The 15,874-nt window shown below is 59.7% G+C and carries 18 protein-coding genes and 1 pseudogene; 6 read left to right on the top strand and 13 right to left on the bottom strand.

Annotated elements, in window-relative coordinates; all coding sequences use genetic code 11:
- Positions 1-24: 24 nt before the first annotated feature.
- Entirely contained in the window at positions 25-1,788 is a 1,764-nt protein-coding gene (locus AC628_RS01420) for a relaxase/mobilization nuclease domain-containing protein (protein ID WP_074124989.1), read from the bottom strand.
- Between the two features lie 261 nt (positions 1,789-2,049).
- Between AC628_RS01420 and tnpA the strand changes: the two genes are divergently transcribed.
- From tnpA to AC628_RS01395, 5 genes are all read left to right on the top strand, one after another.
- Positions 2,050-2,925 (top strand): IS66 family insertion sequence element accessory protein TnpA, encoded by an 876-nt coding sequence (gene tnpA / locus AC628_RS01415; protein WP_074124988.1) that lies wholly within the window; start codon positions 2,050-2,052, stop codon positions 2,923-2,925.
- Positions 2,922-3,275, top strand: a complete 354-nt coding sequence (tnpB, locus tag AC628_RS01410; protein WP_074124987.1) for an IS66 family insertion sequence element accessory protein TnpB — start codon at positions 2,922-2,924, stop codon at positions 3,273-3,275. Before tnpA ends, tnpB begins: the two co-directional genes overlap by 4 nt.
- A gap of 69 nt (positions 3,276-3,344) precedes the next feature.
- The gene (tnpC, locus tag AC628_RS01405) at positions 3,345-4,886 is read left to right on the top strand and encodes an IS66 family transposase (protein ID WP_074124986.1); all 1,542 of its coding nucleotides are present in this window, start codon (positions 3,345-3,347) and stop codon (positions 4,884-4,886) included.
- 115 nt (positions 4,887-5,001) lie between these two features.
- Positions 5,002-5,214, top strand: a complete 213-nt coding sequence (locus AC628_RS01400; RefSeq protein ID WP_074124985.1) for a hypothetical protein — start codon at positions 5,002-5,004, stop codon at positions 5,212-5,214.
- A 305-nt stretch (positions 5,215-5,519) separates the two neighbouring features.
- Positions 5,520-5,738 carry a hypothetical protein gene (locus AC628_RS01395; RefSeq protein WP_074124984.1) on the top strand — a complete coding sequence of 73 codons (219 nt, stop codon included), beginning with the start codon at positions 5,520-5,522 and terminating at the stop codon, positions 5,736-5,738.
- A gap of 172 nt (positions 5,739-5,910) precedes the next feature.
- Here AC628_RS01395 and AC628_RS01390 read toward each other — a convergent pair whose 3' ends face one another.
- From AC628_RS01390 to AC628_RS01340, 11 genes and pseudogenes are all read right to left on the bottom strand, one after another.
- Positions 5,911-6,804 carry a lytic transglycosylase domain-containing protein gene (locus AC628_RS01390; RefSeq protein WP_083632519.1) on the bottom strand — a complete coding sequence of 298 codons (894 nt, stop codon included), beginning with the start codon at positions 6,802-6,804 and terminating at the stop codon, positions 5,911-5,913.
- Positions 6,801-7,313, bottom strand: a complete 513-nt coding sequence (locus tag AC628_RS01385; protein ID WP_074124982.1) for a S26 family signal peptidase — start codon at positions 7,311-7,313, stop codon at positions 6,801-6,803. The genes AC628_RS01390 and AC628_RS01385 overlap by 4 nt, the downstream gene beginning before the upstream one ends.
- On the bottom strand, positions 7,310-7,774 hold the full coding sequence (locus tag AC628_RS01380) for a DUF2840 domain-containing protein (RefSeq protein WP_074124981.1): 465 nt from the start codon (positions 7,772-7,774) through the stop codon (positions 7,310-7,312). Before AC628_RS01380 ends, AC628_RS01385 begins: the two co-directional genes overlap by 4 nt.
- Positions 7,775-8,058: 284 nt before the next feature.
- A pseudogene (locus tag AC628_RS01375) lies at positions 8,059-8,664 on the bottom strand (replication initiator protein A); the annotation flags it as partial.
- Positions 8,665-8,667: 3 nt separating this feature from the next.
- Entirely contained in the window at positions 8,668-8,946 is a 279-nt protein-coding gene (locus AC628_RS45065; RefSeq protein ID WP_074124979.1) for a helix-turn-helix transcriptional regulator, read from the bottom strand.
- Positions 8,880-9,398 carry a DUF2285 domain-containing protein gene (locus AC628_RS42490; protein WP_074124978.1) on the bottom strand — a complete coding sequence of 173 codons (519 nt, stop codon included), beginning with the start codon at positions 9,396-9,398 and terminating at the stop codon, positions 8,880-8,882. The genes AC628_RS45065 and AC628_RS42490 overlap by 67 nt, the downstream gene beginning before the upstream one ends.
- Positions 9,399-9,733: 335 nt before the next feature.
- Positions 9,734-9,994 (bottom strand): hypothetical protein, encoded by a 261-nt coding sequence (locus tag AC628_RS01360; protein WP_074124977.1) that lies wholly within the window; start codon positions 9,992-9,994, stop codon positions 9,734-9,736.
- A gap of 391 nt (positions 9,995-10,385) precedes the next feature.
- On the bottom strand, positions 10,386-10,730 hold the full coding sequence (locus AC628_RS01355; RefSeq protein WP_245320975.1) for a hypothetical protein: 345 nt from the start codon (positions 10,728-10,730) through the stop codon (positions 10,386-10,388).
- A 721-nt stretch (positions 10,731-11,451) separates the two neighbouring features.
- A complete protein-coding gene (locus tag AC628_RS42485) occupies positions 11,452-11,898 on the bottom strand; it encodes a hypothetical protein (protein WP_143201383.1) in 447 nt (148 codons plus the stop codon).
- Between the two features lie 12 nt (positions 11,899-11,910).
- Complete coding sequence (locus tag AC628_RS42480) at positions 11,911-12,345, bottom strand: hypothetical protein (RefSeq protein ID WP_143201382.1); 435 nt, start codon at positions 12,343-12,345, stop codon at positions 11,911-11,913.
- 136 nt (positions 12,346-12,481) lie between these two features.
- Positions 12,482-13,162, bottom strand: a complete 681-nt coding sequence (locus tag AC628_RS01340) for a hypothetical protein (protein ID WP_074124974.1) — start codon at positions 13,160-13,162, stop codon at positions 12,482-12,484.
- 695 nt (positions 13,163-13,857) lie between these two features.
- Here AC628_RS01340 and AC628_RS01335 point away from each other — a divergent pair.
- On the top strand, positions 13,858-15,186 hold the full coding sequence (locus AC628_RS01335) for an MFS transporter (RefSeq protein WP_074124973.1): 1,329 nt from the start codon (positions 13,858-13,860) through the stop codon (positions 15,184-15,186).
- Between the two features lie 175 nt (positions 15,187-15,361).
- Here AC628_RS01335 and AC628_RS01330 read toward each other — a convergent pair whose 3' ends face one another.
- A complete protein-coding gene (locus tag AC628_RS01330; RefSeq protein ID WP_018454792.1) occupies positions 15,362-15,682 on the bottom strand; it encodes a DUF736 domain-containing protein in 321 nt (106 codons plus the stop codon).
- Positions 15,683-15,874 lie beyond the last annotated feature (192 nt).

Below are 15,874 nucleotides of genomic sequence, written 5' to 3'. Positions count from 1 at the left end.
TCCGCAACTAAAATGCTGAGATAGCTAGAGGCCGAGGTCGCGCTTCCGACCAAAACTCCATTCGATGCCGCCACCGTCCTTCATGACGCCGGCGACGTCCTTGCCCAACCTCTTTTCAAGTTCGCGAGACCAGGGCACGAGCTGAAAGCCAAGTCCGTTATCGACCATGGCGAAGCGACCCGAGGCGAGCGTGATGCGTTGGCGATAGACGCCCGCCACATGCTCTCCGGAGGCAGCCTTTATATGAGGCAGGCCGGTGTCGGCCGAGACGTTTGCTGCCAGCTCGTCCAGTTCGCGTCGACGGAGCGTATTCAGCAGGTCGCGCTGCAAGATGATGCCCTGGCCCTGCCGCCGTGCCAGCCCCTCCTGAATCAGATGCTCGGTACGGGCTTCCATGGCGTCGCGGGTCTCGCGGCCGAAACCACCCATGGCGAGCGGCATGGGCTCGCGTTCGACCAAGCGGTGGTCGAGCCAGGTCGCGCCTTTCGCGACGACCTGCTCAGCAAGATCGAGATCGGAACGGCTCGCGAGGACCAAGGTGGGGCGCGGATCGCCGGCAGGAGCGAAGCGCCGGACTTCGACGATACCACCGGTCGGTGGTGCATATTCGAAGGCCTCGATTCCACGGAGGCGGACGTAGTGTGCACGTCCATCCGTTCCGTCGATCAGGGCGAAGGCCTCGCCAGTCAGTTCGTCATGCAATCCCCGATCGACCAGCCGTCCGATGATCTGGGACGTCGGCTGTCCACTTTCGATGACGAAGTCGGCAATACTGCGCGGTTCCCCACGCTCGGTAAAGGCGCGGTGCATGGTCTTGATGATGTCGCCGCGCATGCCGAGGTCGCGCAGACTGCGCTCAGCCTCAAGCCCGACCGTCCATTCCCCTGGTGCCGCGGGTGCAGCGAGGCCGGTCTTCTCCAGATGCTGAAGGCGGCCGACCATCAGGCGGCGGATCTCGGGATCGGAGCTGCCGGGATTCTCAGGACGCAGATCGATATAGCCGGTTTCGTCGGCTGCCAGCCGGATCTCCTGATCGAGCCGCGTCCATCGCTCTGCCGTCACCTCCCTCTCCAGCGAAATGCGGATTTCATGTTCCGGTTTCGGACCTAGTTCAATGGCGGCAAGTTCCTCGGCGCGTGAGCGCAGACCCCGGCTGATGTAGTCGCGGGAGATCACGAGATCGACTCCCTCCTCATCTACGCCCCGAACGAGAAGATGGACATGAGGGTTGTCCGTATTCCAATGATCGATAGCCACCCAATCGAGCCGCGTGCCGAGATCGGTCTCCATCTGCTTGGCAAGATCGCGGGTGAAGGCCTTGAGATCGGTCATATCACCAGCGTCTTCCGGCGAGACAATGAAACGGAAATGATGGCGGTCGTCCTTGCAGCGTTCCGCGAACGCCGCGCCATCAGCACGGTCGCTGCGGGCATCGAACATCTCGGCCCTCCCGCCGCTTCGAGTCACGCCATCGCGTTTCAAATATGAGAGATGGGCGGTCAGTGGCGCTGAGCGGAAGGCTCGCCCCTTGTGACGAACAACGCGCGCTTTCACCACGACGCGCCGTGTCGGGCTGAACAACCGGCAGCGACTAAAAGCGAGCCGGCCTCGGCCAAACGTCGAGCGCCCATAGGCCACAGAACGCCTACCAGCCGCGGCCTGTCCCGAGGTATGTCCGGCTTTCTTTGCTGCTCGCAACACCTGGTTGATGAAGCTCTTTTGCTTCGGCGCGCGCGTACTGCGGATGCGCCCTGGCCGAACACGCAGATCGCTGTCGCCTGCGGTCATGACCGGACCTCCCAGCAATCAAGAGCGCATGCCGTGCCGTAAAAGCCTTTGATTGCATTCGTCAAAATGCAAGGCGCGGCACGCGCCCCGACCGACCGGCACGCCGGAACCCAAGTCATGTCAATGGCTTGCGGTTCGACCGGCGAGCCCCTTTTATCTCGCCATCGACCGGTCGTGATGTAAGCGTCCGAGTCCTGCACGACTTTCCGAGAGTGCGTTGTCGTTCCATATCGGGTTCCTTGCTGCATTGGAGGATCTCCGGTGGGTACGGAATATTTCAAGAACGAAGCGCGTCGTTCTTTTTGGTCGGTCCACGTTGAAGCGTGGCGGCGAAGCGGTCTCAGCAAGCGCAAATATTGTCGTCAGCACCGTCTCACTGGCGGCACATTCGATCGTTGGCTGCGGCATCTGATTGACGCTGAAACGCTGAAAATACGTGCGGAATTGCGTCGCGAGGAACGTCGGGAGCGGCTCCGCAAGCAGCAGACCCCAGTGTCGAAGGACCAGCGCTGCAGAGCAGTCCAAGCGTTCTGGGCAATGCACGTTGAAGCGATGAGGTGGTGTGGACTGAGCATGCAAGCGTACGCTCGGGCACATCGCATATCGCAGCACAGCCTGAGGCGGTGGCGCGATCTGATCGACGCCAATGAGGTCGAAATCGACTGGCGGACGCACCTTCATCCGAGTGCCCGCCCACTAATAAGCACTAGTGTTAGCAGCGCTGCTAAGGGGTCTCGCGTCAGAAGCCGCTTGACAGATGCACCAACCCCCGATCCGCCGAGCGACGGACGCGCCAACCGGCGTCGCTTCAGTGACGGTGAAAAGCTCGCGATAGTGACCGAGTCCGAGCTCCCCGGTGCCACCGCCGCCGAGATTTGCCGGCGCCACGGCATCGTTACCAGCATGTTGTTCCGGTGGCGGGTGCAGTTCGGGCTCAGCAAGCGAATGCGGGCGAAGTTGGCGGCCGTGAAGGTCGCCGGAGCGCAATCCGCAACGCTCGTACTGCACGATCTGCTGCAGCCGCCGGACGGCATGACGGTTGTCGAATTGGAGGATGGACGCCGCGTGTTCGCGCCGATCGGCAGCGATCCTGATGCAGTCCGCCGCCAGGTCATTGAGGGGGAGACAGCACGATGATGATCGTGCCGGCCGGCGTGAAAGTGCATCTGGCTTTGGGATACACCGACATGCGCAAGGGCCTGGATGGCCTCGCCGCACTCGTTCAGGAACACCTCAAGAAGGACCCATTCTCCGGCCACCTGTTTGCCTTCCGAGGCAAGAAGGCGAGCACGCTGAAGATCCTGTTCTGGGACGGCAACGGGCTCTGCCTGTTCAGCAAGAGGCTCGACCAGGGCGGCTTCATCTGGCCGAGAATGAGCGATCCCGGCGGGACGGTAACGCTGTCCCCGGCGCAGCTTGCCATGCTGATCGAAGGCATCGACTGGCGTACACCGGAGCGTCGATGGCGCCCGGCCATCGCGGGCTGAATCGCAAAAACCCGCATAGAATATAGCGAAGTTGCTTCGTCGAATCAGTGTGTCCGAGTAGAATCGGTCATGCAGCTCGACCTCGACAATCTGCCGTCGGATACTGCGCTTCTGCACCGCCTGGTGCGCGACATTGCCTCGGTCATCGCGCATCGGAATAGCGAGATCCAGCGGCTCCAGGCGATCATCAAACAGCTTCAGCGCGCACAATTTGGTCGTCGTTCCGAGCGTCTCGACGCCGATCAACTCGCCCTTGGGCTTGAAGATCTGGACATCGATCTGTCGGCTGTTGAGGCAGATGAAGCCTCGGTTGAGGCGCCCGCGCCGATGCAGAAGCTGCAGCCGAAGCGCAAGCCGCTGCCGGACCATCTGCCCCGTGAAGAGGTCGTGCTCAACGTCGATAGTGAGACGTGTGCGTGCTGTGGCGGCCCGCTGCATGCCATCGGTGAGAGCGTCAGCGAGATGCTGGACTGGGTGCCAGCACAGCTGCGGGTGGTACGCGTCTGCCGCCCGAAATATGCCTGTCGCAGTTGCGGAACGATCACCCAGGCTCCGGCGCCGGAACGGCCGATCGCCGGCGGTTTGGCCACGCCGGCCCTGCTCGCCCAGGTGCTGGTCAGCAAATACTGCGACCACACACCACTTTATCGGCAGGCGCAGATCTTTGCTCGCCATGGTGTCGAACTGGAGCGCTCGACACTCGCCGGATGGGTTGGCGGCGCGTGCTGGTGGTTTGAGGCCCTGCACGATCGGCTGTGCAAGCACATGTTCGCGTCGGATCGCCTGTTTGCCGACGACACGCCAATCCCTGTGCTCGATCCGGGCCGAGGCCGCACCAAGACCGGACGGCTGTGGGTGTATGCCCGCGATCAACGCAGTTGGGGTGGGCCCGAGCCGCCGGCTGCGGTCTATGTGTTCGCGCCCGACCGGAAAGCGGAGCGCCCGGGGGCGCATCTGACGCACTTCAAAGGCGTTCTGCACGTCGACGGTTACGCGGGATTCGAGCGGCTGACCGACGCCGGAAACATCACTCTCGCCGCATGTTGGGCACACACCAGACGCAAGTTCTACGAGGTCGCGCAAGCCGAGGACACGCCCATCGCGCACGAGGCCCTGCGTCGCATTGCTAGCCTCTATGCCGTCGAAACGCAGGTGCGTGGTCAATCGCCGGCGCATCGGCTGGCCGCGCGGCGCGCACTCGCCAAGCCGATCGTTGACAGCCTTCGCCTTTGGCTCGAGGTGCAGCTCCCGCAATTGCCCGGCCGCGGCAATCTCGCCGAAGCGATCCGGTATGCGCTGTCGCGCTGGGATGGATTGACCCGTTTCCTGCACGACGGCCGCATCGAACTCGACACGAATCCCGTTGGGCGAGCGATCCGGCCTGTAGCGCTCGGCCGCAAGAACCATCTCTTCGCCGGTAGCGATGGCGGCGGGGAACGATGGGCAATCCTCTGTTCGCTGATTGAAACTTGCAAGCTCAACGGCGTCGAACCTTATGCGTACCTGCACGACGTGCTGAAGCGAATGGTCAACGGACATCCCGTTAATCGTCTCGATGACCTCTTGCCTTGGAATTGGAGAGCCGCAGCACTCGCCCCTGCCGCCGCCTGAGTTGGGCCACGCTCTCGCCAACGGGCGACCATTGGACAGGGCGCAATGGCGATAGTCGTCTATTGTAACGATATGGCCTGATGGTCCATGATCGGCATGTGCCAGGGATAAAGAGATGACGCGATCTTCCGAAAACGGAGCGGATGCCAAACTTCTTTCCGAAGCGATTGCAGCGCTTCGTGAGCTGGTCGCACGCGCGCAGGAAGCGACCGATGAGTCGTTCGACGACGGCCATTCGGTTGATACATGGAAAAGCGAAGAGCTCCGTGCTGCGATCGAACGTGCCGAAGCGGTGATCGCGAAGGCGAAAGCTCCCAAAACAAAATAGGAGTTCGCCCGGTCGGCGCATTGCCAGCATATAGCCGGCCCGAGAGCGTTGGACTCACCAATATCCGACGTCATGTGCAGCCCCCGGACGCATACGTCGTGATCGCTCTCCGCCTTTCCGGCATCCCGTAAGCCGAATTGACCACCTGCTGCCGTGGAACTGAATATGCGCAGAACCTGACGCTGCCGCCGCCTGAGCACAGGTTGTCGAAGCACACAAGATCAGACCCGGCGCAATAGTGACGGTGATCTATTGTCGCGAAACTGCCTGACGGTCCGTACTCGCAATGTGATGGAGATAGAGAGGTGACGCAATCTTCCCGAAACGGAGCGGATGCCAAACCGCTCTCGGAAGCCCTTGCCGCGCTCCGTGAATTGGTCGCACGAGCGCGGGACGCTTCCGACGAGCTGTTCGATGACGGCCATTCGGTCGATACGTGGAAGAGCGCAGAGTTCAGTGCCGTGATCGAATGTGCCGAAGCAGTGATCGCGAAAGCTTCCAAAGCTGTTCCCCGTACGAAATAGGAGCTCGTGCGGTAGGCGCATGGCCAGCATATAGCCAGCGCGAGAGCATCAGGATCGTCAATATCCGACCTCATATGCAGGCCTCGGACACATACGTCGTGTTTGCGCACTGGTCTTGCCGTTTCGCCAATCGTTCCTTGAAGCTCGCCACCGCTTGCCAACCTGCGCCTGATCACCGCGATGCTCCCGAACCTGATCGGGCGACAAACACCCCAGTGGACCTGGGGCCCATCTGCAAAATATCTCGCGACGAAAATGCAGTCGTTGTGTCGCTCGAAGGTACGAACGCTGGCGGATCGTCCCTATGCATGAGATCGGATCGTGCAATGAATAACATTGCCGCTGCCGACGACCGTCGGTCGGCGATCCACGTCGGAGGCAGTTTGATGCCCAGGCAGCTTGCAAGCTTGATCACGTAGGCTCGCGTTTCACCAGGCAGGGAATGGCCTGTGAGAAACTCTTCGTAGCGAGTTGGTCCCGCGTTGTACGCGGCAAACACGCCAGGCGAGCCATAGCGGCTGAGCAATTCACGCAGGTATGCAGTGCCTGCCAGAATGTTGTCGCGCGGATCGAACGGATCGTTGCCTAGGTCATAGCGCAGGCGCAGTTCTGCCCAAGTCGCGGGCATGACTTGCATAAGGCCCATCGCACCTTTCGGCGATCTGGCGTGCACTTGCCCAGAACTTTCGCTGTCCAGCACAAACCTGATCCAGTCCACCGGGATTGCAAAGCGTCGTGACGCTTCTTCCATAAAAGCGGCGAACGGGCTCTCTGCTTGATGGACCGCTCGAGCCGCTGGCCCGTTCTCAGCCAAAGCACCACTATGCGACGCAGTCAAAATAAGCAGAAGTGGCACGACAGCCCAAACACGCACGCCCGACCGAGCTGAGCATGCTGTCGTGTTCACGACCGTCCAGGGTAAAGCTGCTTCGCGCCGGCCATTCGGCCGCCCTGGATTGCCGCTGCGCGCGTCAGCCTTGCAACCATTGGCCGGGACGGAGGAATGGTCCCGCAATCGATTAAACAGAGGAATTGCGGGATAGACACGTGGAACACGCACGATCATTCCTCCCATGTCCACACCGGGAGAGCACGACCGATCACGGCCGAAGTCGGAAGAAATCCAAAGTACCGCCCGTCAAGGGAGTCGTCCGACTGCCAGTTCATGAGAAAGAGCTCGTCGTCGCCGACGACGTGGCAGCCCTGCCATTTCGGCAGCGGCCGGCCGCGTGCGTCGCGATCCCTCGCCTCGCCGACCGCAATTTCATCGACCGAAATCGTGATTCCACTTCTGCAAACGCTCTGCCCTGGGAGGGCCAGCACGCGCTTGAGCATGGGGACCCCAATGGGCAGATATCCGTTGAGGTCAAGGAAGGTTGCGAGCGGCTCCGGCGGCCGAACAGCGACCAGCTCAGTGACATGGAAGGCTTTCGATGGTCGTAAGCGATAGAGACCGATTGGCACGCTCGTCGATGCATTCCAGATGTAGAGCGGAAGCGGCTCCATTGCGATTGTCGTGAGCAACGCAGCAACGGCCCCAAACGTTGTAGTCAGCGTCTTCAGGCGTCCTGTCATCGCATCACTCTCTGACGATGGAGCCAAGCCTGATGGCGCGCTTTCGTGTAGGAACGCGGGTTTTCGTTGACGGACAGGCGGTTATGAACGTGACGCCAATGATCAGGCGCGACATCGGCGGGATTGATGCCGAGCGCCTCAATGGCATCGGTCATCTGCAACACTCGTTCGACCTTCGGCCAGCCAGAGAGTCGCAGCAAAATCTCTCCGCCGGGCTTCACATACGGCACGGTCGAGCAGCGCTGCCCCGGTGCAACTGCGCGCAAGATGTCAATCCGCGAAATGACAGTTCCAAAGTCATTAGATGTCCAGCGAACGAAAGCAAAAATGCTGCCGGGTGCAAATGATAGGACACGCCGATGACGATCGATCTTCCGTTCCTCGACGATGCGACCAAACCGAATGCGGTTTTCGATACGCTTCTCGAGCCACAACACTTCCACTTCGGTAAGGTCGCTCATGCTGCCGCTCCCTGAGGCTGGGGCTGGGACCCGTAAGCTCGGAGTTCGGTGAAGAGCGTGTGTGGCTTCTGAGGCCAAGCAGGACAGGCGGCCTGCCTTTGGCAGTCACCTCCAATGCGGCTTGTGATCTGGTGCCCGAAGGACTTCTGATCAATAAAATTGTGGTGGCCGGCAAACGCCAAGGAACAATCGCTTAGGTCCGATTTCGGTCCCCGATAGCGCGAAACTCGAGTTCCCGACAGCACAAGCGTTGCGGTCCCCGATAGCACGAGCTGATTCACAGAATTGCCCTCCGAATGTGGAATGAGACCGCGCCCACGCAGGCGTGCCGCTAAGGGAACAAGAGGCGTTGGTGCGAAGTTCTGGCGCTCGGTATCGTTCGGATCGCGCATTAGCTCGAGCTGATAGCTGGCCAATGTCAGGCACTGGACGACTTGTCGTACGTCGCATGCAAAATGCTTGAGCGGCGAGAGGATGATCGAGGTCTGCACTGCCATTGACTGCAGCCTGTCGAGACCCGCCTTCAGCTGATCATAGTCCCGCGTCCTGGTGCCACGCCCGACATAGATTAGACTCTCGTCAGCCCTCGCAGCCATCAGGCGCGACGTATTCGATACGGCGCCACCGGATTCGACGATCTGGCACGGCGCCCAGATCAGAACGTCCGCATCCCAAATGGTCGCCATGCCGTGTTTCGGCACGGCTTCGGCATGAATTGAGATTGCAACGGCACGGAAATCGATCGGCACAATCCGCTGCGTTTTCGCGCGCGGATAGGCAATGAGATTCTGAGCATTGCGCGGCGCGAAATCACCAGGAACTGCACGAAGCAGATCAAGCTGCTCGCGTTCGGAGAGGCGGTGGTGCGCTGAGAATTTGTTTGCGGACATGGCTTAACGCCGCTCTTTGCCCGCATAGGGAATAGGCGCATGCCGTTTTGCGGGCAGTACGGTGCCGGCTCCCGGGTCCGAGGTCGATTTCTTCTTGCCCAGTTTGGCCCATGCTGTCAGGTCAGCTACTGAATAGACTACGCGCCCGCCGATCTTGTGATATTCCGGACCGGTTCCGTACGTTCGGTGTTTCTCCAGCGTGCGGCCGGACAAGCTCAGAAAGCGCGCTGCTTCGGGTGTGCGCAGGTATCGCTGCGGCTGATCCGCGCTCCGGTCGGACATTTGATAAGCTCCGTGATCGTCTTGAGTGCAGGCGTGCGTCGCCGCGCGTCGACGGTCACGATCGCGTAGTAGAACTGCTTATGGGGATGCCGAAGATGCCGGGACGATTTTCCGATACCCCCTACGGAGGAGCTAGTTAGCCCATGCGCTTCGGCCGCAGCGGCTTGCGCTATCGTCCGCATCAGCGCGAGGTCGCTCTGTACCAGTCGGATCGTTCGATTGCGCAGATCGTGCATCTTCCAGGCGCGATCGGGGATGCGCCTCTGGGCGAACAGCGCTTCGGCGATGATGCAATAGCTGCCACTGGCAATGTACGCGTCGAGCACCCGCATAGCGGTGCTCAGGCGTACGCGCTGCTGTTTGGATAAATGGTGAAAGGCGGGACCTGGCGCGCGTCCGATCATCGCGCCGCAGCCAACGTGATGCATATGGGCGAGCGTCGAAACCACCATCAAACAGCAATTCGGCTGCGTATGACGCGCGTGTCATCGGCGACTCTTTGGACCAGATACTGTGTTCCACCGAACCGATGCGGAGCAGCATGCCAGCCATCGGGCGAGCGACACCTGGCAGGGGCTGACTCGCTGCCTTGCGAGAAGCAGCTGAGGCGACTGCCGCGACCGGAACGACCGCCGCCAGAAACTCTGCGCCGCGGCCGCAATTATCGCAGAAAGAATTGGCTCACCGAGCGAGATTGACCGCACCTATGGCAGTGCACTCGAGCGAAGCGTCCATGCGGTGGGTATCCAAAATAGCCGCGTCCAATCCGAACTGGTTTTATCGGCTATCACGCTGCAAGCGGGTAATGCTCACCGGAATAGCTGGAAAACGCTTTTGCAGAAGCAACGAGTTCCACATCGCTGATGCCGACCTGATGTGCGAAGTCTTTCTGCAAGGACGGCTCCACTTCACCGAAGAACGCTGCCATGTGTCCTGGCACTTCCTTAGCGGCGGCTGGATTCTTAAGGCAAAAAACGAGTGCCTCCTCGCCCAGCTGCTTGCTGTGAGGCGCATTGACGGTGGCCAGAACTATAGTCGCGATCGGCATCTTTGCGATCCTTTGCCCGAGAGCGGGCGAGGGAATTCCAATAAAGGTGATTTAATGTCCGGCAAAGTAAACCCATATAGGGTAGCGACCATCAACGAAGTCAACTCTACCCATCCGGTTTGGCATTATGATACCATAATGCCAGCAATACCATAATCAATGCCGGGTGTTCGTCTCACGCATCGTTCTTGGGTTTAGGTGGGCGAATGAAGGGGATATCAAAGCTTCAATTGAAGAGCTCCCGCGACCCGATGATCGTACCTCACTCCTAGGTAGCTCGGAGCTAAACATCCATCAGAACTCACTTCCTGCGCTTGCGTTCGAAATTGAGCAGAACCAAGTTGCGTAGCTTTCAATCTGCGCCCGCCATGAACCCGACTGACGATCGCGCCTATAAAAATATCGCAGCAAGTGTACCAAGCGCGCCCAACGCCAGCCCGATCAGCGAGCCGATTGTCGGTACTTCTCGAAAGAGCAGGAACGTGAGAATCGGCTCCACCACCAAAATAGCTCCCACGGATATTGCGACAATTATCCAAATATTCTTGAGATGCATGTAGCCGAGTGCGTATCCGTAGACGAGCAGGATACCACCAATCATTATCAGCAGGAACATCGGCAGGAGCATTGTCAGATTCGCGTCGGCTTTCTCAAACTGCTTTGAGGCGACCAACTCCGCGATTATTGAAAGGGCTTCTCCTAAGAAAATTGCCCCGACCGCTACAATCTTCGACATTGAGCTCATCGTCTGAGCGTACTGAAAAAACGGACGAGAGGTACCTGCCAATATTCGACTTTCCGTTTCGGCTGACTTCGACAGCCGGACTTGCGATGAAAGCGATCGCATTGCTGCCACGCACCGCCACCGGCAATGCCGGCGATGTTTGAGATTGGAACGTTCGATTCAGTGGCCAATGCTTGAAAGCAATTGCGCGTGGGGTAGCGGATTTGATCGGGCGTCCCCGCGCTCAAAAGTCTTGCGAGGGGCTCCGGCTACGTCATGCTTTCGGGCATTCCACACTGGGAAGCCAGGCTTAAGGTTTAGGCGACGATTATAGTGTCCGATTGGTAGCTCGCAGCCCAAAGCAACGGTTACCCGAGGGGTCATACCCTTTCCGCTCCAAATCGCAGGCGTTCTTGGCGGCACGTATTTTCTTGCAGCCTTTCGGAGGCGCCCTGCTCTTCCCGGGCCTTACCTTGATCGAGCTTAGCCTCACAACCCTTGCGGCGGCTTCCGCTATCGTCATTCGACTCCTTGGCCATGTCGCCATCTGGCGATACGATCTATCGCGTCCCGACACGCCGCCTCTTCTGGCCATGTGCTGAAACCGTCGACAAGGCTCGTCAGGTCCTGGTGATTGAAATCAGAGAGCCGCCCATCCTGGTCGGTGCGGCGAAGGACTTCACGAGCGAACGCAACTCCGGCTTGACGACAGGCGGTCTCTTGAGGCCACTTGCTAAAACCATTCACCAGATTCGCAAATCCCTGCAGGGTAGTCAGGGAGATAGTCGGCGCAACGAACGACCTCACTCGCGATTTCGACTGTGGCTTGACGACAGGCAGGCTCTTCCGGCCATTTACTAAAACCATTCACTAGGCTCGATAGATCCTGCTCCGTAAACTGAGAAAGTTGAGTGACACGGCCAAGGATCTCATTTGCGACCGCGACTGTGGTGTGGCGAGACGTGGCCTTTTCTGGCCATTTGCTAAAGCCGTTCACGAGGTTCGTCAGGTCCTGCGGAATAAAGCTGGCGATTTGATCCCAGCGGCGCAAGACCTCAGGACCAATTGCGATTGCGGCCCGCCGACACGCAGACTGTTCCGGCCATTTGCTGAAACCGTTCAGGAGATTCGCAAGTCCTCCCTGCTTTATGATCAGAGTGCCGGTCGGCGCAGCGAACAAGCTCAGCCGCGATCACGGTCGCGGCCTGACGACAGGCAATGTCGCCAGCCCATTGCTGAACCCATTCACCAGGTTCGATAGATCCTGCTCGGCAAACTGTGAGAGCCGAGCGACACGGCAGACGATTTCGTTCGCAATCGCGCCTATAGCCTGACGAGACGCGGTCTTTTCTGGCAACTTGCTGAAGCCGTCCACCAGCTTCGCCAAGTCGTGCGGATTAAAGCGAACAATTTGATCCCCACGGCTAAGAATCTCACGGAGGATTGCGATCGTCACTTTATGGCAAAGGGCCTCTTCTGGCCATTTGCTGAAACCATTCAGCAGGTTCGCGAGTTCTATCGGCACAAAACGAGAGAGTTGGCCGCCGCGGCTCAAGACCTCACCGGCGATCGCGACTGCGGCTTGACGACAGTCTCTCATTTCCAGGAATTTGCTGAACTCGTTCACGAGGATCGCCAGTCCTTGCGGAACAAATTCAGAGAGCCCGATGTCGGCGCGCCGGCGCGCTGACGAACTTCACCGACAATCGCGGCTATGGCCTTGCAAGCGCTCTCCTCTTCGAGCCATTTGCTAAAACAATTCATCAGCGTCGATAGTCCTTGCGGAGAAACTCAGAGAGCCGCGCGCGGCGATCCCCGCGGCGAACGACTTCATCCCCGATTGCGACCGCCGCCTGGCGAACGCTCGGCTCTTGGGGCCACTTGCTGAAAGCGTTCACCAGCAATGACACATGTTGACTGTTCAACCGCTGAACTACTCCGCTCTTGCCCAGACAAAACGCGGCGATTCTAATCGTTCCATTGCGACAGTCGGCCATCGCGGAGTGGCGTCCGAACGATGACGCCAACAGCGAAAGGGTCTTGCATTGGACCTTTCCGATCAGATCATCATCAAGCCTCGATACCCGGTCCGCTATTGCTTTACAGGCTTCGATGCCAGGTTGACCCGCAGCCTCCCGGCTCACCACGTTGCATGTCGTGGCGTACCCCCACGATTTGCCCGCCCGGATGTTATCCTCGAAGCTTGCCACAAATCTAAGCTGGAAATCCGCGGCAGCCTTCTGCAGGAACATTGCGCGATCCGCTACTATCTGCAACTTCTTGCCGTGCTGGACCACTGTGGTCGAGAAGTCGCTGATGTGGCTCGTGCGCTCAATCTCGTTTAGGGCGGCATTAAGCAACGTACGATCCGTTCTGAGCTGCGCCGCCGGCGCGTTGCGCGGCTCCGCAGGGTCGTCATCGCCATCCGGCACCAGGCTAGACATTAGTTGCCTCCACAGCGCGAGAGCAGTGGTTGGAGGTTTCTGGTGTTTGCCAGCCTCTTGTTACCTGGCTCCAGTGCGGCTTCGACAGAGCAAACGCTATTCCAACTCCGTCACCATTCATCCCGCCATTTCACATCATCACATCTCACATCAAGAGAATACGGCGGGGCCCTTGCACCGAGACGATCCTCATCTTCGAGTTGATTGGTCCCAACTCAATCGCTATCAGCAGGACCTCTCCTGACTTGCCTGTTGGTCATTTGCGCCAACGAGCCATTCTCCCGCGGCCGCTTTTTTCAACTCTACAACCTTACGCTACGTGCGGTTCAAGCCATTTCAACACTAATGCATATTCGAACTACGATTCACGAGCTGGATCGGTACAGTGTTGCCGGAATTCTCTGAGCTACAAGGCTATCCCAAGCGCAGCCATCCGGTCGCGCTGCGCCCACACAGATTACCATCGCCCAGACCCGATCCCGCGACGCCGAGCGCGATCGCTGGCGTTGTCCGTAGGCTTTCATGGACGCGGCAAAGATTGTAGTGGGCCACGTACAGGCTCACGGCTGCACCGTAGTGATGCAGCTTTTCGAGATAGCGAGTCGCGCGAACCCGCTCCTGGCTCATGCAGAGCGCAAGGTGCCACATAGTCTGTTGAAATATTTTAGGATCGCATTAGAGACGGATCCAAGCGCATGGCTAAACAATTCACTCGGCAAAGCTCGAAGCCGGCCCTCATTCCGGCAGATGAAGGCTTGACTAGCCATGCCGTGTTGGGCGCGACGATCGGCAATATGCTCGAATTCTACGATTTCGGGACGTATAGCTTTTTCGCCATCCAGATCGGTCACACGTTCTTCCCGGCGAAGGATCAGTTCGCCAGCCTTATGCTGTCGCTCGCGACCTTCGGAGCGGGTTTCGTGACCAGACCCATCGGGGCCATTGTGATCGGCTCGTACTCGGATCGAGTCGGACGCCGGCCTGCAATGACCGCCAGTTTTGTCATGATGAGCGCCGCGATACTCGTATTGGCTGTGACGCCCTCGTATGACACGATAGGGATCGCTGCTCCGTTATTGGTTATTTTCGCGCGTTTGGTGCAGGGCTTCGCCCTGGGAGGCGAAGTCGGTCCGACGACCGCTTACCTGATGGAAGCGGCCCCGGCCGGACGCCGGGGCCTTGCCGTCTCGTTTCAGCCTGCCAGCCAACAAATGGCTGCAACGGTCGGCGCGCTGGTCGGAGAAGTACTCTCCCTCACCATGACAAGCGAGTCGCTGGATGCGTACGGATGGCGGATCGCGTTTCTGCTCGGTGCCTGTACGCTGCCGTTCGGACTTTGGTTGCACAGGGCCCTGCCCGAAACGCTGCACCGACCTGAAGCGCCGGCTCTCGCCGTCGAGCCCGCAAGGAAATTGCGTGCCAGCCGCCACATGATGAGCTTGGGATTGGTCATTTTGGCCAGCTGCACGATTTTCACCTATATCACGGAATATATGACGACTTATGCGCTGAACACCCTGCAAGTTGCTGCGCCTCTCGCCTTTGCGACCACTGTCGTCAGCAATGCGGTAGGCATTGCTGCGGCACTCCTGGGCGGCTGGCTCGCAGATCGGGCAGGACGGCGGCCCATCATGATATGGCCGCAGATCGCCGCGCTGCTGATGACCTATCCGGTGTTCTTGTGGATCGTAGAGAGTCGCAGTCCCATGGCGCTTCTCGCAGGTCTCGGCGCGCTCACCCTCGTCGGAACGATTCCGTATAGCGCCTTCTATGTCGGTATGGCCGAAGGGTTGCCCAAGAGCATCCGCGGCGGCGGCTTCGCGACGATCTACGCTATTGCGATAGCGATCTTCGGGGGCACAGCTCAACTCGTCGTCGCTTGGCTGACCCACGTTACTGGGAACGCATTGGCGCCCGCTTGGTACATGCTTTTCGCTACCGCGGCCGGGCTCTGCGCTATGCTGATGATGCCCGAGACGGCACCGCCCAAAGCTCGGGCCGCCGCGAAGACGCGGGGCCCGTAGGAGCTTTGGACAATGCGATAAGGGGTACGGCCCCAGCCAGGTTGCCAACCTCACGATGCGTGCATCGGATTCCGCTTTTGCGGAGCCTGCCAGACGAGGGCCAATCGACGCTGCGGAGGATAGCTGCCGAACCTGGCCCCGCCCGGCGGACCGGGCGGGGTGTAGTGCAGCGATCTCATTCGCCGTTCTTGCGCGGGCGCGACCAGAGGAGCGTGTAGCCCTCGCCGCCTTCGTCGTCGAACAGGTTCGCGTAGATCGGTGCGTTGAACGAGGGGTCGTCGAGCTTGAGCGAGAGGTAATCGCGGCCCTCTTCGGAGCGCTTCGACCAGGCTGCGCCGATCTCGGCCCGGCCCACGTAGATGCGGTGGCTGGGAGCGTTGTCGTTGGAGCGGTTGGTCTCGGCGACGATGCGTACGCCCTTGGCTTGCAGGCTCAGGGTGACGATCTCGCCCTGGAAATCGTTGCCCACCTTCTTGAAAGAACCGATGTTAGCCATGTCACTTCTCCTGTTGTGTTTCGAGCCCGCGACCACCGCGGCCTCGATGGCGATCTAAAGGCCGAGGACGATCGGCGACGCACCCGCTCCAGGGGCCGGAGCGCAGCGGAGGACGCCGTTGTTGCGACTTTCTTGCCTCGCGAGGAATGGGCGCAAGCCCAGGGGAAGAAAGTCTCATCAACGGCGTTGCGG

The organism is Bradyrhizobium sp. NAS96.2, assembly GCF_001908235.1.
Taxonomy (GTDB): Bacteria; Pseudomonadota; Alphaproteobacteria; order Rhizobiales; family Xanthobacteraceae; genus Bradyrhizobium.
This window is presented reverse-complemented; position numbering and strand designations above follow the sequence as displayed.

Bases quoted from the DNA above. Each gene is read 5' to 3' on its own strand.
- AC628_RS01335 (WP_074124973.1), top strand. From the start codon at position 13,858: ATGGCTAAACAATTCACTCGGCAAAGCTCGAAGCCGGCCCTCATTCCG.
- AC628_RS01420 (WP_074124989.1), bottom strand. From the start codon at position 1,788: ATGACCGCAGGCGACAGCGATCTGCGTGTTCGGCCAGGGCGCATCCGC.
- AC628_RS01340 (WP_074124974.1), bottom strand. From the start codon at position 13,162: ATGTCTAGCCTGGTGCCGGATGGCGATGACGACCCTGCGGAGCCGCGC.
- AC628_RS01330 (WP_018454792.1), bottom strand. From the start codon at position 15,682: ATGGCTAACATCGGTTCTTTCAAGAAGGTGGGCAACGATTTCCAGGGC.
- AC628_RS01360 (WP_074124977.1), bottom strand. From the start codon at position 9,994: ATGCCGATCGCGACTATAGTTCTGGCCACCGTCAATGCGCCTCACAGC.
- AC628_RS01355 (WP_245320975.1), bottom strand. From the start codon at position 10,730: ATGTCGAAGATTGTAGCGGTCGGGGCAATTTTCTTAGGAGAAGCCCTT.
- AC628_RS42490 (WP_074124978.1), bottom strand. From the start codon at position 9,398: ATGGTGGTTTCGACGCTCGCCCATATGCATCACGTTGGCTGCGGCGCG.
- tnpB (WP_074124987.1), top strand. From the start codon at position 2,922: ATGATGATCGTGCCGGCCGGCGTGAAAGTGCATCTGGCTTTGGGATAC.
- AC628_RS01385 (WP_074124982.1), bottom strand. From the start codon at position 7,313: ATGACAGGACGCCTGAAGACGCTGACTACAACGTTTGGGGCCGTTGCT.
- AC628_RS01400 (WP_074124985.1), top strand. From the start codon at position 5,002: ATGACGCGATCTTCCGAAAACGGAGCGGATGCCAAACTTCTTTCCGAA.
- AC628_RS45065 (WP_074124979.1), bottom strand. From the start codon at position 8,946: ATGTCCGACCGGAGCGCGGATCAGCCGCAGCGATACCTGCGCACACCC.
- AC628_RS01390 (WP_083632519.1), bottom strand. From the start codon at position 6,804: ATGATCGTGCGTGTTCCACGTGTCTATCCCGCAATTCCTCTGTTTAAT.
- tnpC (WP_074124986.1), top strand. From the start codon at position 3,345: ATGCAGCTCGACCTCGACAATCTGCCGTCGGATACTGCGCTTCTGCAC.
- AC628_RS01380 (WP_074124981.1), bottom strand. From the start codon at position 7,774: ATGAGCGACCTTACCGAAGTGGAAGTGTTGTGGCTCGAGAAGCGTATC.